The organism is Polynucleobacter sp. MWH-Braz-FAM2G (genome assembly GCF_018687635.1).
Classification (GTDB): Bacteria; Pseudomonadota; Gammaproteobacteria; order Burkholderiales; family Burkholderiaceae; genus Polynucleobacter.
Genome location: NZ_CP061300.1, coordinates 901,235 through 919,701, shown reverse-complemented (window position 1 = coordinate 919,701; position 18,467 = coordinate 901,235). Strand labels below are relative to the sequence as shown.

General features: G+C 43.8%; 22 protein-coding genes. 7 read left to right on the top strand and 15 right to left on the bottom strand.

Translation table 11 applies throughout. The features are described 5' to 3' along the window. Positions 1–21: 21 nt before the first annotated feature. Both FD973_RS04860 and FD973_RS04855 read right to left on the bottom strand, forming a co-directional pair. Entirely contained in the window at positions 22–1,002 is a 981-nt protein-coding gene (locus tag FD973_RS04860) for a tripartite tricarboxylate transporter substrate binding protein (protein ID WP_251368842.1), read from the bottom strand. Between the two features lie 91 nt (positions 1,003–1,093). Beyond that, positions 1,094–1,774, bottom strand: coding sequence for a GntR family transcriptional regulator (locus FD973_RS04855; RefSeq protein WP_215324495.1), 681 nt, complete (start codon positions 1,772–1,774; stop codon positions 1,094–1,096). Positions 1,775–2,296: 522 nt separating this feature from the next. Here FD973_RS04855 and FD973_RS04850 point away from each other — a divergent pair. Then, complete coding sequence (locus FD973_RS04850; RefSeq protein ID WP_215324494.1) at positions 2,297–3,577, top strand: site-specific integrase; 1,281 nt, start codon at positions 2,297–2,299, stop codon at positions 3,575–3,577. Here FD973_RS04850 and FD973_RS04845 read toward each other — a convergent pair. From FD973_RS04845 to FD973_RS04820, 6 genes are all read right to left on the bottom strand, one after another. After that, entirely contained in the window at positions 3,574–4,335 is a 762-nt protein-coding gene (locus FD973_RS04845) for a hypothetical protein (protein ID WP_215324493.1), read from the bottom strand. The two genes, FD973_RS04850 and FD973_RS04845, sit on opposite strands and share 4 nt — an antisense overlap. Then, a complete protein-coding gene (locus FD973_RS04840) occupies positions 4,328–5,437 on the bottom strand; it encodes an ATP/GTP-binding protein (protein ID WP_215324492.1) in 1,110 nt (369 codons plus the stop codon). The genes FD973_RS04845 and FD973_RS04840 overlap by 8 nt, the downstream gene beginning before the upstream one ends. Positions 5,438–5,559: 122 nt before the next feature. Next, positions 5,560–5,901, bottom strand: a complete 342-nt coding sequence (locus FD973_RS04835) for a M15 family metallopeptidase (protein ID WP_215324491.1) — start codon at positions 5,899–5,901, stop codon at positions 5,560–5,562. Continuing rightward, entirely contained in the window at positions 5,898–6,431 is a 534-nt protein-coding gene (locus FD973_RS04830) for a hypothetical protein (protein WP_215324490.1), read from the bottom strand. Before FD973_RS04830 ends, FD973_RS04835 begins: the two co-directional genes overlap by 4 nt. A 151-nt stretch (positions 6,432–6,582) precedes the next feature. Next, entirely contained in the window at positions 6,583–6,969 is a 387-nt protein-coding gene (locus FD973_RS04825) for a hypothetical protein (RefSeq protein WP_215324489.1), read from the bottom strand. A gap of 10 nt (positions 6,970–6,979) precedes the next feature. Further along, positions 6,980–8,026, bottom strand: a complete 1,047-nt coding sequence (locus FD973_RS04820) for a phage major capsid protein (protein WP_215324488.1) — start codon at positions 8,024–8,026, stop codon at positions 6,980–6,982. A gap of 460 nt (positions 8,027–8,486) precedes the next feature. Here FD973_RS04820 and FD973_RS04815 point away from each other — a divergent pair, with 460 nt between their 5' ends. Together FD973_RS04815 and FD973_RS04810 are read left to right on the top strand one after the other, a co-directional pair. Further along, positions 8,487–8,945 (top strand): mobile mystery protein A, encoded by a 459-nt coding sequence (locus FD973_RS04815; RefSeq protein ID WP_215324487.1) that lies wholly within the window; start codon positions 8,487–8,489, stop codon positions 8,943–8,945. Further along, on the top strand, positions 8,945–9,529 hold the full coding sequence (locus FD973_RS04810; RefSeq protein WP_251368841.1) for a mobile mystery protein B: 585 nt from the start codon (positions 8,945–8,947) through the stop codon (positions 9,527–9,529). Before FD973_RS04815 ends, FD973_RS04810 begins: the two co-directional genes overlap by 1 nt. A 2-nt stretch (positions 9,530–9,531) precedes the next feature. Here FD973_RS04810 and FD973_RS04805 read toward each other — a convergent pair whose 3' ends face one another. Beyond that, on the bottom strand, positions 9,532–10,848 hold the full coding sequence (locus FD973_RS04805; protein WP_215324485.1) for a hypothetical protein: 1,317 nt from the start codon (positions 10,846–10,848) through the stop codon (positions 9,532–9,534). After that, entirely contained in the window at positions 10,823–12,775 is a 1,953-nt protein-coding gene (locus tag FD973_RS04800) for a hypothetical protein (protein WP_215324484.1), read from the bottom strand. Before FD973_RS04800 ends, FD973_RS04805 begins: the two co-directional genes overlap by 26 nt. Before the next feature lie 108 nt (positions 12,776–12,883). Between FD973_RS04800 and FD973_RS04795 the strand changes: the two genes are divergently transcribed. Further along, positions 12,884–13,354 carry a hypothetical protein gene (locus FD973_RS04795; RefSeq protein WP_215324483.1) on the top strand — a complete coding sequence of 157 codons (471 nt, stop codon included), beginning with the start codon at positions 12,884–12,886 and terminating at the stop codon, positions 13,352–13,354. Here the strand turns inward: FD973_RS04795 and FD973_RS04790 are convergent. From FD973_RS04790 to FD973_RS04775, 4 genes are read right to left on the bottom strand one after another with little or no spacing between them, the layout of a single operon-like run. After that, positions 13,308–14,618 (bottom strand): terminase family protein, encoded by a 1,311-nt coding sequence (locus tag FD973_RS04790; protein WP_215324482.1) that lies wholly within the window; start codon positions 14,616–14,618, stop codon positions 13,308–13,310. The two genes, FD973_RS04795 and FD973_RS04790, sit on opposite strands and share 47 nt — an antisense overlap. Positions 14,619–14,628: 10 nt before the next feature. Then, on the bottom strand, positions 14,629–15,066 hold the full coding sequence (locus FD973_RS04785) for a hypothetical protein (RefSeq protein WP_215324481.1): 438 nt from the start codon (positions 15,064–15,066) through the stop codon (positions 14,629–14,631). Beyond that, complete coding sequence (locus FD973_RS04780; protein WP_215324480.1) at positions 15,063–15,302, bottom strand: hypothetical protein; 240 nt, start codon at positions 15,300–15,302, stop codon at positions 15,063–15,065. Before FD973_RS04780 ends, FD973_RS04785 begins: the two co-directional genes overlap by 4 nt. Beyond that, positions 15,292–16,197: a YdaU family protein gene (locus FD973_RS04775; RefSeq protein ID WP_215324479.1), complete on the bottom strand. Its 906-nt coding sequence runs from the start codon at positions 16,195–16,197 to the stop codon at positions 15,292–15,294. Before FD973_RS04775 ends, FD973_RS04780 begins: the two co-directional genes overlap by 11 nt. A 426-nt stretch (positions 16,198–16,623) precedes the next feature. Between FD973_RS04775 and FD973_RS11100 the strand changes: the two genes are divergently transcribed. After that, positions 16,624–16,752: a hypothetical protein gene (locus tag FD973_RS11100; protein ID WP_256442841.1), complete on the top strand. Its 129-nt coding sequence runs from the start codon at positions 16,624–16,626 to the stop codon at positions 16,750–16,752. Then, positions 16,745–16,951, top strand: a complete 207-nt coding sequence (locus FD973_RS04770; RefSeq protein ID WP_215324478.1) for an AlpA family transcriptional regulator — start codon at positions 16,745–16,747, stop codon at positions 16,949–16,951. The genes FD973_RS11100 and FD973_RS04770 overlap by 8 nt, the downstream gene beginning before the upstream one ends. A gap of 75 nt (positions 16,952–17,026) precedes the next feature. Here the strand turns inward: FD973_RS04770 and galE are convergent, their stop codons facing one another. Continuing rightward, entirely contained in the window at positions 17,027–18,010 is a 984-nt protein-coding gene (gene galE / locus FD973_RS04765; RefSeq protein ID WP_215324477.1) for a UDP-glucose 4-epimerase GalE, read from the bottom strand. Between the two features lie 92 nt (positions 18,011–18,102). On the opposite strand from galE, the gene FD973_RS04760 reads away from it, so the two are divergent. Beyond that, complete coding sequence (locus FD973_RS04760) at positions 18,103–18,459, top strand: hypothetical protein (protein ID WP_215324476.1); 357 nt, start codon at positions 18,103–18,105, stop codon at positions 18,457–18,459. The last annotated feature ends 8 nt before the right edge of the window (positions 18,460–18,467 follow it).

Below are 18,467 nucleotides of genomic sequence, written 5' to 3'. Positions count from 1 at the left end.
TCTTCTTTCAATTTCAGATATTTATTTCTTTTCAGTAAACACTTTTTTACCAACTACGGCCAAGGTGTTTGTTACCGCTACGATTTCGTTACCTAAGGCTTTTCCAGTCAAGCTATCCACTCGTGCACCCCCATCTTCAGAAGCAGCCTTAAAGCGTGGGTCTTGAATAGCTTTATTAAAAATCGCAATTAATTTTTCCTGGATTTCTGGGGGAGTTTTGGCGGGAGCTGCCAGATATGCCATTTGCACTAACGGGCCATATGGAAATACGTTGTAGCCCTTTTCTTTAAAGGTAGGAATATTGGGCATTGATTTGATACGCTCATTGGCAAACACCCCCAACGGCATCACCATATTAGAGTCAATTTGCGCCTTACTTTCAGAGGGTTTCAATACTGCCGCATCAAGCTGCTTACCAGCCAAATCAACAACCACCTTAGAGCCACCTGTATATGGAACGGTAATAATCTCTGAGTTCACAACGTTACCCGTCATTACCGCGAAAATATGATTTAAGTTATTGCTACCTGGAGTACCAATTGAAATTTTTCCAGGATTCTTTTTAACCATAGCCTCAAAACTATTAAGATCTTTTGCCGGACCATCTTTTGGAACAAGCAGCAACAATTGATCAGTTGTTACTCGCGCTATTGGAGCAAATTGCTCATTTTTTAGAGGCGTTAATCCCTGTGCGATCATCGCCAATGTGGAGCTAGTACCCATTCCAATCGTGTACCCATCTGGCTCAGCATTAGCAACCTTCGTCATACCAATCGTTCCCGTTGCTCCGACGACGTTATCTACGACAACAGTAACTCCTTCATCAGCAAGTATTTTTGATAGCAATCGAGCGGAAATATCATTTGACCCGCCCACATTCCAAGGCACAACCAACCTGATTTCTCTGGAGGGAAACTCGGCAGCCATAACGGAACTAATAGTCACATAAACCCCCAAGGCTACGGCTGCCATGAAAGTTACTACCATCCTAAATGTCTTCATATACACATCCTTAAACACGAAATATTTCAATGTTATAACAAATAACATTCATTAAGTAAAGGGAATGGCCTCATCCACCTAAGTAATGGGCTTAATCTAGCAAATTACAGATATCTAGGCGAGCGCTATTAATATCAGCCCGGATAGCCTCAGCAACTGCAACTCCATCACCCTTCTTAAGTGCGTTTAATGCTGCCAAATGATGTTTATGTCTTTTTTGACCAGGCTTGTATGCCGGCAATGCAAGATTTAAGGTTGGCCCACAGCGAAGCCAAGCACCTTCAATCGCTTGCAGAAGAATAGATTGGTTGGCCAACTTATAAATTCCAAAATGAAATTTGTAGTGAGCATCCAAATATGAGGCTAGATTTCTGGATTCAGCTAAATCTGTCATCTGTTCTAGCAAATTGGAAATTTCAGATATTTCAGCTTTGCTTATATTTTTAGCTGCCGCCTCTGCTGCTAACGGCTCAAGACTACTGCGGATAGACATTAATTGATCAAATTCATGAGCATTTAATAACGGAACTGAGGCCCCACCGCCTTGACCTACCCCACCTCGTTCAAGCACATTTTCAGCCGCCAAACGATTTATGGCGTCACGCACTGGGGTGAGACTTATACCTAGGTCCTGAGCAACTTTTCTCAAAATAATTCGTTCACCCGGCACAAACTTACCTCCCAACAATGCACTTCTCAGAGAAAAATATGCTTTATCCCAAAGGGTATCCTTCTTAATTTGCTTAAGACCGCTCTTTGAGATACTAGGCATTGGTAGTTTCAAAAATTAAATGTTAAGCCTAATATAAATCAAAAGTTATGTGCCACTTAAAGTAATGCATAAAAAAATACCAAGATAAAGTTTAGTATTTTCATTTCAGTCAGACCTATAAGGGGATGAGCCCAGATCCAAAGAACTTCAAATTTCTCTAAGTGCCTACCCTTAATTCTTAGCTATTTCAGTGTTAAGGGAAAAGGTATTTGTCATAAGTACCAATTCTATTCCCATAGCTATTTTTGAAAACTTTTTGCTTGAGAACAAAAATAAAAACCACCCGAAGGTGGTTTTTGGTAAAACTGTTGGCAACAAGGATGTTGTATCTCTACAAACCCTTATTCCGCCTATTGACTTGGCGGAGACGAGATCTAGATCTTGACCCTCCTGACAAGTCCACCAATACCCATAAAGCCCTTTATTTACAAGGCTTTAAGAGCAACCCCACTCCAATCTAGCCCATTCTGATTCACTAAAATCTTTGTTTAACTGGTGGGTAAGCTGGTGGGTAGATAAAGCGTGAGTTCTATAGAAAAAAGTCTTGGGAATAGCCTAAAAAGCAGCTTTACTGCTCGTGGGATCATCTCGCTCTCAAGAATAGGTTACCACGCTGACCCGGATAACAAGGGCTTATATCTCCAGGTTTCTGAATACCAAGGCCGAGTGAGCAAAAGCTGGATATTTCGCTTTACTAGCCCTGTAACTCTCAAGCGAAGAGAAATGGGTATTGGGCCACTAGAGTCATTCTCACTAGCCAATGCCAGGCTAAAAGTTTTGGAATTGCGTCGACTCATATTAGATGGAGTTGATCCACTAGAGCAAAGAACGATTAAACGCATAAAAGCCATTGAGACAAATAAGAACTCAATTACCTTTGCAGATGCAGCAGATAGATGCATCAAAACAAAACAAGCAGAATGGTCTAACTCTAAACACAAAGATCAGTGGGTAAGCACTATTGCGACATACGCTCTACCAACAATTGGCAAGCTAAAGGTTGATCAAATCACAACTAGCCACGTAGTTAAATTACTTGAGCAAGATATTAAAAAGAAGAATGGCGACGTAGAGGGTTCATTCTGGAAAGTTAGAACAGAAACCGCGACAAGGGTTCGACAACGAATTGAAGTGATCCTAGATTGGTGCAAGGCTCATAAATACATGAGTGGTGACAATCCTGCGAGATACCAAGGTGCCTTGTGTCATTTGCTACCCAGGGCCAATAAGATTAAGAAGGTTGCGCATCACCCCGCCCTTCCATTTCAAAGAATTGGTGAATTTATAAAGGACTTGCGAGAGCATAGCGGCTATTCTGCTTTCGCATTGGAATTATTAATTCTTACTGCAACACGTACAAGTGAAGTTGTTGAAGCCCGATGGGATGAATTTAATTTGGAAACAAGAGTCTGGACCATTCCTGCAGAACGAATGAAAGCTGGCAAGGAGCATCGGGTTCCATTGAATACGAGAGCAGTTGAAATTCTTGAGCACCTAAAGACTATTCGTGCGAATGCATATTTATTCCCAAGCTCATTGCATAAAGATAAACCCCTATCAAACATGGCGCTACTAACAATGATGAGAAAGATGCCCAAGTACTCCAACTATGTACCACATGGATTCAGGTCTACGTTTAGAGATTGGGCTGCAGAAACTACGGATTATTCGAATGAGACTGTCGAGTTAGCGTTAGCCCATACCATCCAGAATAAGGCTGAGGCAGCGTACAGGAGGCAAGATCAATTGGACAAGCGTGCTCGATTGATGTTGGATTGGAATACTTTTATTGCAAAAAACTAGCGAAGAGGCTGAACTTCAATTGCCTCATGAAGAGCAGCTAGCGCGGCTTCGCCGAAGTATTCAATCGTAAACAAAGGGAATCCACTTAAAACTGAAACTTGTCCAGCCTTTGAAATATGCTTCTCTAACTGAGCATTAAAAATATTGACCTGACTTAATCTATTGATAACAATTTGATACTCAGGAAAAGCTCGATCGTCATGGACGATGTAATTAGCTTTTTTGCAATTTTGAGCTACAACGTAATCTAGCTCACCCTTCTCCAGTTTAGCTAAATGCATAAAACCTGTTTTTTCATTCACCAATTCTTTGTATCTTTTTCCATCAGAGATATCAAATACAGTATCAAGATAGTCATCGACCATATTAATATGCCTAACAGCCTCAGCCATGGGATAGCTTATGTATAACTTGCCAGCTTCTGTTTCCTCATTAAAGTACTCAAGCATACGCAATAGGTCAGCATCCGAAGCCGTTGATGTATGACCGTCATAATCAAAAAATAAATATATCTCGGATATATCATCGCGTCTCAAAGCTGCAACTTCTTCTTGATTAGCAAGCCGTCTTTCTTTTAAAACCTCCAAAACATCCAAAAAATCCTCGGAGGTCATTTGCCTCCAAAGTTGATATATTTCGGCACCAAATGCTATTTTTATAGATACGTGTTTATCTGAAAAGTAATGCCTCTCAAAAATCTCATGTACCTGATTTTCAGTTTTTTCACCCTCAAAAATGAATAAAACAGTTTTAGCCACCAAAAGCTCCAGCCTTATACATTTTTTCAATGTTGTGGGCAAGCCTTAATTCTTTATCAGCGATCTTGGAAAATGGCGTTATAACCTTATCTTCCATTACAAAACAACAATCCGGCCTCATTAGATCATTGGTCATTAAGCTAGTATTGTGAGTTGTTAACACCACTTGAGCATTCGCATCTTTTAACTTTCGAACAATCAATTCGGAAAGTTTATAGTGATAAAAAGCATCGAATTCATCTACAAATACCAAAGAAACTTGACTCTCATTAAGTAACTGCAGCCAATAATAAAAAAGTGATAATGATTTTGTGCCTGTGGAGGCTCCACGCCAAAAGTTGAGTGTTTTATCACCAAACTTAAAAACCACCTCTTCTTGACCATTGATTTCAATAACAGCCAACTCGCACTCCACATTTGCAGCATTAAGAAATCCCTCAAAGTCTTTTAGATTTCCCTTGCTAAGGATATTTTTTAATATATCGTCATCACCTGCTGCTCTGTTACCAATAAAGGTTCTCTCATCTACCGACCTAAAAAACAACATGCCATCGACAAACTCAAAAAGCTTCTTTAAGGCATCATTAACCGGACTTTTATCAAGAACCGCATTATTTTTAATGTACTTTAGGGCAGAAATTTTGGTTTCTCCCAAATCCCTATTAAGGGACTCTGCGCCAACTAAATTTATCTGAATTAACTCACCCAATCTATAGAGAACGACTGTTTCGCCGTTAACTTTCAATTCCTCGAAGATCACTTCATTAACGCCTAATTTTTCACAAAAATACTCGATGTAGGCTTCATCAAATTTAAATCCATACTTAAATTTTGCAGGCAACCCAGTGAGCTCAGCATGTAAATAGTTTGCAATGTACTCATGCTTTGGAACAAACTTATCTGTTAGATGGGAAATTAAATCGAAAATTGCATAACCCAGGTTGGACTTACCGGATCCATTTTTCCCATAAATCATGGCCTTATTAGCAATGCCATTTTTTATGCATTCACCATTAAATTCATAATTTTTTGTCTCGGATAGGTCAAAGGCAAGCAAATTCTTAAACCCTCTGAAATTCTCAACCTCAAATCTTGTCAACATAATTTTTCACCTAATATCACCAGACCTAACGGATAGCCATCTGAGACTGGAGATTGTAGCAGTCATCCGTAATTTTCTTACGGATGACTGCTACAATAATTTTATTGTTTAAAAACAATGATTTAGGTAATTCTTTCAAAATGCGGCACATCCACAAACCCCCTAAAATTCCCTCCCCACCTATTTTTAGAGTTTAGGCTTTCCCAGTACTCGCCAACCGTGCGGATGAGCTCTTTATCCCAGATTAATTTGCCCTTCCAAAAGAAGTTCAAGTCTATAGCGCAGCGTCTTAAGTGATTGCTGTTCATTGTTTTAGACCTACCGCTTTTGAAATAGATCTCTTGTTGCTCTGGCGATCTCCAAAGCTCGCCACCTGTAACCACCCAACCTTCTACTGTTGCAAATTGAATAAGACGGCTGACATCAATTAAAAACGCGGCTTGCTCTGCCACTAGGCTGCTCATTGATCTTCTTTTCTATCTTGACTGTGCATGCGCATCTCAAAGATCTTCTCGACTGATCTACCGCCAAAGTAAGCGAGCATAACTAATTGCCCCCATTCACCCAGGAGCTTTACATAGGCCTCATTAATATCAATACCCATAGCTGAAAGCAATGCAAACAAGAGATAGGCCGTGAGAATGTAGACCAGCGTTCCAGGGCGAATGTTCTTGGATAACTTGGAGTCACTTCCCATATCGGATTGCCAGCGGTTGGTCGCATTTTCTTGAGAAGTCCTATGCATCTCAGCCAGAAGTTTGGCTTCTTCTATCTCGAGTTCTTTTTGCTTAAGTGTGTATTGCAATAGAAGCTGCTCCTGCTCGATCTCTAGCTGCTTGAGCTTAATCAGATCCTCCTGACTGGGGTTATCAGGTATGCGTGCCCCAATCTTGCTTTCAATAAATTCTTTACCTCTAGCTTGGACGGCACCAGCAAGTAACCCAAGGCCATTGACGGCCAAGGTTTGCACCAGAGAAGTAATGATTGGAAGCATTCTTTATTTCTTAATTCTTTAAGTCACCGCCCCACAGCCACCTGGGATATGTTGGCAGTGGGGCGCAATTAAGCGCGCCCACACACCATCGTTACTTCAACACCCACAGCCGCACCCAAACACTGGCCGCTAGCGGTGATCTTCCCTACTGCTAGCGTTTCTTACCTCCCTTAGTTTCAAGCGTTTCATCTAATGTCTTTAGCGGTTCATTCTCTTGAGGATTTACCTTTTCAGACATCAGACCTTCTACGATCTCCATGAGTCGATCACCATCATCCTCACCAAAGACTTTCGCTACCACCTCGTGGCCATACTTCGCACAAAGACGGTCGTACTCTTGCTCAGGAGTAATCGTGGTTTTAGATTGGCGTTCGAACACCGTGATGTTCTCGCGCCCAAAGAGGTTGCGCAGTATGTTGGTCTCATACGGCGGCACGTGCACATGAATGGTCGTGAATGCATCCCTTCGCACTACCGCCTCTACCTCTTTAATTTGAAAGTCGCTATGAATAAGTTCTTTGTTCATTGTGTTATTCATATCCCCCTCCTTATTGAATAGCCAATACCGCATGGGCATTAGCACGTGAGATAGATAAGGCGCAGCGCAGGTTCACCATGGCGTACATGGCCAACGTATCGTGTGGACGGATTGGAGCGACAATATCTAGATCATCATCGCGCAGTTTCATAAAGCGAGTGTTTAAGAAATAGCAACGCTTACTCCACTCAACTGTGCGATTGGCCATAGCATCGAGCTCATCAAACTGAGGATCCCAAACAATCTCCACGCCTTTAAAGGCTAAGCCCGTATTTACGCCTGCACCTACCCCGGCATCGATATACTTGGTCTCACCTGATCCTGCAATATGAGTTACCGTGACTTGCTTGCGATAGGTATCAATGAACTTACCGCCCGCGATGATGAAATCTGGACTGCCGCCATGTTTAATACATTGGCGCCATGCGGTCTCCATCTCGCCTACCAAGCTACCTGGCGCTGTTGAAGTGATATCTTTAACGGCATAGTTGCGCCAGTAACTCGCCTTTGCTCGATCAATACCACCTACGGTTCCGGCCTCGGGCACCAAACTCACCAGACTATCCAAGCCAACCAAAGCATCTGTGCCGTGCGAGCCGTCGCGGTGCAGCTCTAGGTCTAGTTTATTAAGGAAACCTTCCCTCAGAACCTCTAATTGCTCATCTAACAGGTTGATGAGTTGCACGCGCTCGTTGTATTCGAGCTGGAAGCCTCTCGCCCCGCCCTCACGTACTTTGATGCCGTTGCTAAAGAGTCGGTCATAGTCAATGTACAAGCCATCGACCGCTCGCCGCCATGGGAATGACGCTTGCTCAGTGGTATTGCGCTTATTGAACTTAACCGTCTCCTCACCAAAGGCCCAGCTAAAGTTACTGCCATGCTCCTTGCGAATGTTCTCGACTACGTTTTGCTTTGCGCCTAATAGGCTTTTCCGCCCTTCCATCAATTTTTTAAGGAAAGGTCTCTCTACGGCGATTTGATCTACTGGCAGATTGCGTAAGTACTCATCTAAGGAAACCTTAGCTAACTCTTGCAAGTCTGTATTTGAAATTGGCATATGCCACCCCTATCAATATGTTTATCTATTCATGAATTAATTAGACTCATGCCATTGATAGAGCGTGAAGCTATCCATTGCTACGCTGCTAGGTGCGACTCTAGCTTTAACGCGAGATATGAATCAGCAGCTTGAGCACTTACCTCTAACTGCATTTATTCATTATTAGGGCTATATCTAGTTAGCTTGGATATTTCTGGGGTTTTTCTAATTCGCCAATTGTTTTTATGCCCAATGTGCCCGTCTGCCACCTTGGGCATAAATGAGCGTTTCTTTGTCCGTGGTCGTCAAGGGTGCGCTAGCCACCCCTTTGGGGTGCCCTTGACGAAATGGCGTTGTTATTTAACCTAAAACCCTATCTCTTTATAGCCATTTGATACCTATGGGTATCAAATAAGTGTATTAATTTATACCTATAGGTTACAATTAGACATATTAATTAATACCTATAGGTATCAATATGAACAAGAAATTTGCTAACTTACAGCTCCATCAAATGGATTCTGCCCTTGCTAAGCTAAGGCATGATCGCCCACCAAGCCGCCCAAGCAATGGCTGGATTAAGGCCATCCGCGAATCGTTGGGTATGTCAGCCTCTGCATTAGCGCGCAAGCTAGGCGTTACGCCCGCCAGTATTACCAAGCTAGAAAAGGCTGAGACCGATGAAAAGATCACCTTAGCTAGTCTACGAAAACTGGCTAGCGCCCTAGACTGCGAGTTGCAATATACCTTAGTGCCACGCAAGTCTTTAGAAGAGCTCTTAGAAGAGCGCGCCATTCAGATTGCGCGGGAACGCTTGCGCCCTATTTCTCATTCAATGAGTCTTGAGGATCAATCGGTGGATAAGTCTGCCAGTGAAAAACAACTTCAACTATTGGCAAAAGAGATTTTGGACGGCCCTAGAAGGAATTTATGGTGATGCAATTTGAATACGCGCCAGGAGCTACTCCGATTGATCCGGACGAAGCTCAGGGCCTCATACCAAAACACATTAAGACTCAAGCCGAATTAAATGCCTGGGAGGAGCTCAATATTGTCGAAGGCGCAGATTGGATTGCGCGTAAAAAAATCACTCAGAAATTGGATGAGGGATTAATACGTGATTTGCATAGCCGCATGTTTAACCAAACATGGCTGTGGGCTGGCACATTCAGAAAGAGTGATAAGAGTATCGGCATTGATTGGACTCAAATTGCCGTTGCCCTCAAGAACCTCTTGGATAACACCACCTATCAAATTGAAAACAAAGTGATGTCCATTGATGAAATCGTAGTGGGCTTTCATCATAAACTGGTGCTGATCCATGCATTCCCAAACGGCAATGGTCGTCATGCTCGTTTGATAGCGGATGCCTTGATTGTTAGCCTTGGTGGCGAAAGATTCTCTTGGGGCGGCAACACTTCAATTACCACCCCAGGCCTCACACGTCAAAATTACTTATCAGCTCTACGCGCCGCAGATAAAGGCGATATCGCGCCCTTAATGCTATTTGCTAGGCAGTAAAACTAAATTCCCATATTCCCTAGATGTTGGGCAATACGGTCCATTGGTTGTTCAGAATTTGCAACAGGCGCGCCTAGGGTTGCTGTGCGCGCCCTTATGGGCTGTGGCTGAGTTTGATGTTCAGATCTAGGTTTATATGGCGTTACTTTTATCTTTGACCAATCTGCTGGAGGAAGGTCAATCGAGTTGTAGATCGCATCAATCATGGGCCACCATTGAGAGACCTGATTGTTCTGCACGAACATACTCATATAAAACGGGTCCTGAATGTACCTTACAAAAAGCGCTGACTTATCGGCATGATCAATTTCACCACTCCTAGTGGATAAATATTTCAACATCTCTTGTTTAGCATCATTCACGATACTAAATGGGTTTGGATTTAGGTATCGCTCCTGCGCAGCTGACTTTTGCACCTCTTTCTTTGCTCGATCAACTGAACTCATCACGCTATCCACAAGCTCGTTCTCGATCTCATAGCCATGAAGCTTATCGAGCAAATCCTCAACCTTTGATTTAAGCACTTCGTTTTCCTTTGAGAGTACGCGATTAGTGTTTGCCATCTTTTGATAACGGTTTTCACTGCGATTGGGCTGGGTTGCTTCTTCATCACCCTCCTGCCTGCCTTGCTCAGTGGAACTAAGCACCCTCTCAATCAAGTCCTTACCGCTTTCAACCTGAATGGGCACTGCTGGCTCAGCCTCAACCGTTAAGACTGCAGGCGGAGGTAATAGCTCGCTAATATCGCGCGCGATAACCGGTTCAATGACTGATTCAGAGTCTGGCTTTACTGCCGATAAAGGAACTTCAGCAGGAACAATTACCTCGCCCTTGACGGGTTCAAAGACCTGTTCTTCTACTTCATCAGTTGTTTCCCCATTCGCCTCTTGAACGGTAGGTATTATTTGCAAATCATCAAGCAAGGCTCCAGTTTGACTATTGCTCTTTTGATCTTCCTGCTTCTGAGCATTAGCCTTCTCTTGCAACCTTCTTTCGAGATCCTGGCGCCTTTCCAATCTAGCGGCCTCCTTCTCTGCAGCCACCCTTAAACGAGCAACTTCATCCTGCGCTTGTTTCTCAGCTGCTTTTCTTTGCTTTTCTTCCTCTTGAGCTTGTCTTGCCTTGGCTTGCTCGGCAAGCTCTAGCGCACGATCTTCTCTGGCTTTAATACGTTTAGCATGTAATTCAGCGGCAGATTTATCTTCAGCCTCCTTTCTTAGTCGATCTTGTTCCTTTTTAGCTTCTCGATCCTGGACTCTTTGAAAGGCACCTCCATTAGTTAAAACACCAGAACTAAAGTTTTTCACTTCCTGCGTCATCTACCATCTCCTCTTTTAAATGTTGATGTGTTTTAGGTTTATCGCTACTCATCCCACGCATCTGATCTACAAAAATTTCAGAGGAAACATCTTTGTATCCCTCGACTTGTTTTTTAATGTTGGGTATAAATAGATTGGAATCTATACGATCGTCATACCGCAAGAGAGTCTCGCGTAGGAGATTACGTATATGCTCGTAATCCATTCCTTTGGCTTGTAGGTTTTGCATTTGTATGGACAAGCTTGTGATCATTGGCAGCAGCTTGATCCAACCGTCTTTTTCTTCTATGCCATCTGGTGCGCCTGTTGTCCCTGCCCGAATTCGTAAATCCACCATGTCAAAGATTCGGTCTTTCGTCAGGCTTGGCCAGTCATAAGTTTTCTCGGTAATGACTTGTTCCTTGCCATCTATGATTTGCATCCTTGTAATTGGCGCGCCCATGTACCGCTCTACCTGCTCTTTAGTCAGCTCTTGCAAAAGTACTTGAGCGCTGTATTGCGCAATCTCTTGCAACCAATCCTCTATCTGATCTTTGAATTCAAATACGCGCCCAGATAAGGCTCTTTGTAGAATATTTGCTTCAGTAGCTGTCTTAGGCCTTACGACTGTAGAGCGTGCTGCATCTTGCAGTCCTGTAACTTGCTCCCAGTCATAACGAACTGCACTGGTGTCATACACAATCGGGTCAATCTTAGGGTGCCCTCTGGGGATAATTACTTGGTTGAGTGGCTTACCTTCAGTATCGACAATCGTGATCTCACCAAAGCGTGAGTCTGAGTGTTTCTTAATGGTCTTTTCATTAATGTCCGCAGATGCAACCCATCCTGGAATACAGAGGTCTCGATGCTGATTGAATCGATCCCTTGCTTCGTTATGCTCATCCTGTAAACGCTCAGTTAGATCTACCAAGCTTGGACCTATAAATTGACCATCAACCACTTGATACGGCAATAGAAAGAACGGGTACCACCGCTCTCCCGCTCTTGCTGGTGAATAAGGCTCGCGCAACCACTCCGTTGCACCTTCCACCATGGTGTAAACACGCTGAGTTGATCTGTCCCAGATTTCTAGAACTGCTATTTGCTGATCATCTACGACAGATCCACTTCTAGCATCTAATTGCATTGAGGCAAGACGCTTAGCTTTTTTATGCGATGGTTCGCCTTGGCTTGGTTGGTAGATCTTGGCACTAGCTAGGTTCTTTTTATACAGAGCCTCTGCTTGGCCACGTTTCATGGGAATGACTTGGCAGATCCAATCTGCATCCGTGTAATCCCAGAACTCACAAACCGAGGGGTCGATGAGAAGGTTCTCAGTGAGCACCCTATCAATTACCAAGCCTTGAGCAGACTGTACTTCTGATTGCTCTTGCAGTGATTTGATGAGCTCTTCCAGCTCCACCCTCTTGGCATCATGATGATGGGCTTGGTCTTCGTCATGGAGATCCTTCTGTAGATCATGGATAGCCAAGAGGTTTTCTTGGACATCGTTTATACGACTCTGGATATATCCATCTTCACTTAGATCTCTTTGGTACATCACTTTGAGAATGCCAAAGCTACAAGTAAGCGCCGCCCTTACAGTGGACTTTGCTCGATTCTTTAGCTGTGCCTGCTCTAGAGCTCTATTGGTGACCTTCTCTAGCGTATTGCAAAAGAGCTTGATGTCCGCGCCCGCATGAGCTGGTGCTATTGAGATCTCTGGATTGCGCGCATAGACGTTAGGCAGAACTGCAGAGATAGTGCCGTGAATGAGGTTGGCTCGTAGACTGTAGAAGTCTTTGCCTGTAGGGTCGGCATTCCAATTGAAGCCTGCTACGGTACTGCGGTTGTGTCTTACACGCTTATGAAATGTCGCCCAGTGAGCGCGCGCATGCGTGATACGGGCGGTCCATTTTTGTTGAAGGGCTTTGGAGTCTTGGGGCACATGTAATTTATAAAATTGATTTAGGAAGCCACCGGATATATTCTTGATAAATGTTTACACTAAGATAGCCATCGGTAATTAGCCTTGCATTGATAGAAACTCCATAATATGGCGCCTACAAACACACTTTTTCCCTCGCTGGCTATGATTGCCAGTCGACGTGAATTTATATCTGGGCTCATTGCAAGCATGGGTGTGACAGCAATACTTAATTTATTGCCGACCTCCGAGCTTTTGATTAAAGCAGCACAAGAGAATGCAACCCAAGCAGAAGATCTCATGAATGAGATCACACCAATCCAAAAAGAAATTAGGCGCTTGATGGGTATTGCGGCATGTATACAGGAACAACCAGGACATATCTTTACAGATGAAGATCTAGTAGCCCTGGCAGTTGCTGCGGGTTGCAATTTTGCCTTGGTTGCAGAGGGATCAGGAACGGCTCTGAAGCCTGTTCATGAAATAGCAGCAAAAAGGCTGATTAATAACCGAATCAATGTCTATGAAAATGGTGTTTTTTACGCATCCCTTTCTAGCCATCAGTTACCCTCCTTGCCCTCATCACCCCATACCTCGTAGCATCCCAAGCATGATCTTCGGCATCAGTGTCTACATCCTCCGGATTTAACGAGTCTGGCGGTAATTGCGGGATGGTTCTAAGCCAATGCTTGCAGGTAGAGAAGATTTTGAGTCTATCTTCGGCTAATAATCGGATGATTTCTTGTGCACCATTTACCCTGCTTCTAGGGGCGTTATAGGCTTCGGTCCATTTGACACCCTTGTCTCGGAAGATTTGTCCGATGGATCGTTCTGCGCCTATCTTTGAAAAGATAGATGGGTCAGCTAGGTTCATGCGGTATTCATAGCCAAGACGTTGGTCGTGTATTTCGATCTTCTTGATCTTTTCTGCGACTACCGTTGCGTCTTCTCTTGTTCCCGTGTTTTCTTTCTCTCCGTATCCATAGAGCTCTCGCCATAGGTAATAGACTCCATCGCTGGATAAAGCAAACCAATAGATAGCATAGGGTCTGGCATACCCCCAATCCATAGATCGCCAAATCTTCCAGGTTGGCGGAATTGCGAAGGGCTCTACAATGTGTTTAGAGGACTGCCACACGCCCTCCAAGAAACTTCCCACATGGATATCCCAATCGCCCTCTAGCCATGCCCTGCGCCTGTTTGGATCACTTAGGGACTCTAGGTTCATGAGGTAATTAGGATCATTTTTGAGAAGATGGGTGTTCTCATAAATCGTCGAATGAATTCTCACCCTAGGTAGCGCGCCTTCTTGTCTGATTATTTGTCCTGCCGGAACAACTCCAATCTGAAATCGCTCTTTTACAGATGCATGCCCTATACCAAAAGGATTACATGTAGCCCGCACCATCCTTGGCATTCCGGGGTGTGATGACCTGCAGGTGGAATGCATGGCTTCATAGAACGAAAGATTGCGCCAGTTAGTTAATTCTTCAAAGCCTAGCCAGGGGTATTCATGGCCATGGTAATTCCAGTAGTCGTCTTCATTAGCTCCATACCGAAAGTACAGCATCTCTCCCGTAGGCCACTTCCAGACATAGTCTGATTCATTGAACTTGGCGCCCGGGAAGATTTGATAGAACCAACGTTTGCTCTTAGCTACGACGTCTGCTAACTGCGGATAAGTTAGGCGAAAGAGAGTTCCGCGCCAATGATCACCAAAGCCTCTACCCACATGCTGGGCATAACTCATAAGCAAGGTATCAGTCTTTCCCCCTCCCCTAGTGCCTTCCAGCAATACCTCATATACAGGGCAAGTCAGAAACAAGGTCTGGCTTCCAGGCAGCGGGGCCCAGATGGTTTTCATCGGTTATGCGTTAATGCTTTGCCTGGGCAGATCGCTCCCAATCCTCAACACTCATGGCACTAGGCACCACTAAGACACCGCTTTGAAGTGGCGCACCATCCTTGCCTGTGTGCTCGATAGCAGAAAGCCTTGGGTGAACATATGGCGCTGCATGTTTTGCAATTGTTGCCGCCATGTTTAAAAGCTTAATGCGATTTTCTATCATGGTTACCCTATCGGGATCATGATCATGATCGCCATCTTTATGGGCATGATCATCATGATGAGTGCAACTTTCCGCCTCCTTGTAGAGTGCCATCATGGTATTCATCATCACCTCTAAGGGCGTTATGCCCTGGCTTGCTGCTACTTCAGCGATCTTGCGAGTGCGTTTGGTAAGGCTACCCTCCTTGCGTCCTGCACCTGGTCTTGCCCCACCCTTTGATTTCTTTTGATTAATTTCAATCATGATGTTGCTGAGCTTTTGATCATGGTGAGCAGATGTGGCTGCAATGCCACTGAATCACCCATTGGCTCTTCGAACTCAATGATGATTCGTTGAAATAAGTCATACCGACTCTGGGCACCTCGATGCTTTACGACCGTGCCTACGCGGCCACTAGGAGTTTTGACAATCGATCCAATTGGAAAGTCCTCCATATCAAGACGATCAATCACGCCCGCAATAGCCTGGTTAGCCTGCATGAGGCACCTCCTTTGAAGGACATACGTCTTGATGCTCGCGCCTTCGTAACTCGGCAAAGATTCTGGTTTTAAAGGAGTCATAGCATTCAGAGCCCTGAGCTTTCATATTGAGTTCGCGCGCTTTGGCATCTATGCCTTGGTTGGTTTTCCACCAAACAACCTCCGATGGATCGGTAGTCGACGCCTTCCTATGCATGCCCTTGAGTATTGCCAATACAAATCCCGCATTTATCGGGGTATTGCTTGATGCTCTCTTGCGCGTATCTTTTGCCTGGCTAACCGCCTCTCTAAACTCCTTTTCTGAAACATGAAGTTTGACTATCTCTTGAGCGCGCCCGTCTTCTGCAGAAATGTTGACGCCCTCTTGAACAAATAGCTGAGTAATCTGACTTAGATCCAGAGTTTTGCTTTGAGAAGTTTTCGTATTTGCCCCATTGTTTTGTTTGTCTGGTGTATGGAGATTGGTGTCTGGTGACTGGTGTTTGGTGACTGGTGAGCAATGCGTTGGCATTGCGTTCGCATTGCGAACGCATACCTTGTTGTGCGAGTTTTCAGGTGCCGACTCATCGGTCGATGGTGATTGCCACCTGCCTTCCGCGCTCCGCCTGGCTTTGAGTTGCTTGTCCTTAAAACGAGCTATTTCATGGTCACAGCGCTCTTGTCGCCACCCGTCATCCCTTAGATTAAAAAATTCATTGAGGACCGAGACCACGGCATTTTTTTCTTCTTTTGTTCTAGCATTAATCAATCTTTGAACTAGCTTTACATCGACGGGCAGCGGTTTCTCGGTCGCGTAATACTTTCTAATTAAACGACTATAAGTGGCATCCTCAGTGAATGTGAGATGCGCCGTAGCTTCCGCATAATCGCCTATGTGATGCTCGTAGTAGTTCATAAATTGCCTGCCCTCCATTGTGTTTTTGTTCTTGCTTAAAGCTTTACTAAACAATGAATCTATCAATGCAAAAGGCTATCGTCAAACCACTTTATTTTGTATTTTTCTGAAATTTATTTATCTATCAGCTCCTTGTAATCTATTTCCGTAAATTTTTTAAAAATATTTTTCTGAGCAAAAGGTGTTTTTCAATCCATATAAATCCACTTTCATATTTTCGTTATCAGAAATTACTGACACGGCTGTAGCCATTTATTTATATGGCTTGTATCACTTTTATGATTAAATATTTTTTTATAGCTAAAAAATAATTTGCGTTGTTAAAGTGGGTATTGACTTTTGATTGACCATCCAAATTTCATTGACTACATTGCTCTTCAGCAGCACACATTACGATGTACAACAAAACACTGAAGGAGATTTTTGATGGTTGCAATTCGGCTTTATAGTCTGTATCGCTCATATGGTTATACGAAGATGAGTTCGGCAAAAATGGCGCTACAGGTTTATCGCAAAAATATGAAACGCATCCGTCATGGAGGCCATCATGAATAATTCTTCACAAAGCTCACCAATCACCTTGATGAGAATTCCGCAAATTTTGGAGGTAATGCCTGTTTCTAAATCCAAGTTTTGGTTAATGGTTCAGAAAGGTGAATTTCCCAAACCAACCAAGATTGGTAGGTCATCGTTCTGGACGATTGAGCAGGTACAGAACTACCTTCGAGAAAGAACGGGCCAATCCTGCAATTGAATCATGGGCACCTTCTGGGTATATGCATGGCCACCATGAAATCCTTAGGAGACCCATATAGAAATGGAGCCAAAATTAGAGCCCCTGAAGGTAGCCCCCACATATATCAGCAAGGGTTCTTGTGGGGTTCCAGCCGATTAGCTCCTCACCCTTCTTGCAATCGGCATAGCTAACAGCAACATCTCCAACCCTTTTCCCAACTACCTTTATTGGCAATAAACACTCGGTAATGGCCTCAAATGCAGATATGACCTCTTTAACGGATCTTCCTGTTCCAGAACCAAGATTTAAAGCGCTAAAGCCCTTCCCTTCATCTAAGAGCTTTAATGCATCTATATGCCCTTTGGCAATGTCGCATACATGAACATAATCTCGCACGCATGTTCCATCAGGGGTATGCCAGTCGTCACCAAAAACACATAGCGCGTCATTAGATTTCAAGGCTTTTTCAATCTGGTCAAACAAAGACAACGATGCCACGATTGAGCTGCTTCCGAGCAATCCTGACGGGTGCCTGCCTGCCACATTGAAATACCTAAGACTTACAGAATGCATTGGCGGTAACTTAAATGCCTCATCACGCAGTAGTTGCTCAGCCTTCAACTTGGTTTCTCCATACCAGTTTGCAGGAGATGTTTCAGCTGACTCACCCATAGGGGAAATTGCCTTGCCCCCATATACCGCCGCTGACGAACTGAAAATAATTTTATGGCAATCACTTGCTCGCATAGCGGCTAACAATGTTTTCACGCCATTCACGTTTACATCAAAGTACTCATCTTTATTACGTAGCGCCTCTTGAGCATCTTTTAGAGCAGCTAGGTGAATGACATGGGTGATCGAATGTTTTGCAAAGACTTGGGATAGAAAGGCTGAATCCCTAATATCACCCTTAACAAAGGTTGCGCCTTTGCCCGAGATTCTTTCGACAGCACTGCAAACCTCGATTTTTGAATTCGAGAGGTTATCTATACCCACCACATCAAAAGATCTCTGTAGTAGCTCTACCCATACATGAGAGCCTATATATCCGGTGGCGCCTGTTAATAAAATTGTCACTAAAACTGCCTAATTTCTATAAAAATTATGATGAATTTAGCATAGAATGTTGGTATGTAGCTCTGTAAAACTATGACTCACAAGGGGTAAGTATGAAGTTATCAAATGCTAAGAAAATCGCGGTTTTATCTGCTGGCTTATTTTTAGCCGCCTGCGCCACTACTACCGGCGTTCTTCCAAAAGGCGATGGCCTATACACAATTAATGTTTCCCGCGGAGATATGGCCAAAGTTAAGTTACGCGCATATCAGCATGCTGAAAAATTCTGTGCTGAGAAAAGCGCCAATGGAGTTGAGGTTGTTAAAGAGAATCTACGTCCCGACCCAGCGACTGCCACCATGGGCATCATTGACCTCGACTTCAAATGTAAGGGTGCTGTAAGCTCTGAATATGGTCAGAAGGTTATGAAAGAAATGAAAAAGGATGAGAAGAAAGCTTCTGGTCAATAACTAGCTTT

Bases quoted from the DNA above. Each gene is read 5' to 3' on its own strand.
- FD973_RS04860 (WP_251368842.1), bottom strand. From the start codon at position 1,002: ATGAAGACATTTAGGATGGTAGTAACTTTCATGGCAGCCGTAGCCTTG.
- FD973_RS04855 (WP_215324495.1), bottom strand. From the start codon at position 1,774: ATGCCTAGTATCTCAAAGAGCGGTCTTAAGCAAATTAAGAAGGATACC.
- FD973_RS04840 (WP_215324492.1), bottom strand. From the start codon at position 5,437: ATGTTGACAAGATTTGAGGTTGAGAATTTCAGAGGGTTTAAGAATTTG.
- FD973_RS04835 (WP_215324491.1), bottom strand. From the start codon at position 5,901: ATGAGCAGCCTAGTGGCAGAGCAAGCCGCGTTTTTAATTGATGTCAGC.
- FD973_RS04830 (WP_215324490.1), bottom strand. From the start codon at position 6,431: ATGCTTCCAATCATTACTTCTCTGGTGCAAACCTTGGCCGTCAATGGC.
- FD973_RS04825 (WP_215324489.1), bottom strand. From the start codon at position 6,969: ATGAATAACACAATGAACAAAGAACTTATTCATAGCGACTTTCAAATT.
- FD973_RS04820 (WP_215324488.1), bottom strand. From the start codon at position 8,026: ATGCCAATTTCAAATACAGACTTGCAAGAGTTAGCTAAGGTTTCCTTA.
- FD973_RS04815 (WP_215324487.1), top strand. From the start codon at position 8,487: ATGAACAAGAAATTTGCTAACTTACAGCTCCATCAAATGGATTCTGCC.
- FD973_RS04810 (WP_251368841.1), top strand. From the start codon at position 8,945: ATGCAATTTGAATACGCGCCAGGAGCTACTCCGATTGATCCGGACGAA.
- FD973_RS04805 (WP_215324485.1), bottom strand. From the start codon at position 10,848: ATGACGCAGGAAGTGAAAAACTTTAGTTCTGGTGTTTTAACTAATGGA.
- FD973_RS04795 (WP_215324483.1), top strand. From the start codon at position 12,884: ATGGCGCCTACAAACACACTTTTTCCCTCGCTGGCTATGATTGCCAGT.
- FD973_RS04790 (WP_215324482.1), bottom strand. From the start codon at position 14,618: ATGAAAACCATCTGGGCCCCGCTGCCTGGAAGCCAGACCTTGTTTCTG.
- FD973_RS04785 (WP_215324481.1), bottom strand. From the start codon at position 15,066: ATGATTGAAATTAATCAAAAGAAATCAAAGGGTGGGGCAAGACCAGGT.
- FD973_RS04780 (WP_215324480.1), bottom strand. From the start codon at position 15,302: ATGCAGGCTAACCAGGCTATTGCGGGCGTGATTGATCGTCTTGATATG.
- FD973_RS04775 (WP_215324479.1), bottom strand. From the start codon at position 16,197: ATGAACTACTACGAGCATCACATAGGCGATTATGCGGAAGCTACGGCG.
- FD973_RS11100 (WP_256442841.1), top strand. From the start codon at position 16,624: ATGGTTGCAATTCGGCTTTATAGTCTGTATCGCTCATATGGTTATACG.
- FD973_RS04770 (WP_215324478.1), top strand. From the start codon at position 16,745: ATGAATAATTCTTCACAAAGCTCACCAATCACCTTGATGAGAATTCCG.
- FD973_RS04760 (WP_215324476.1), top strand. From the start codon at position 18,103: ATGAAGTTATCAAATGCTAAGAAAATCGCGGTTTTATCTGCTGGCTTA.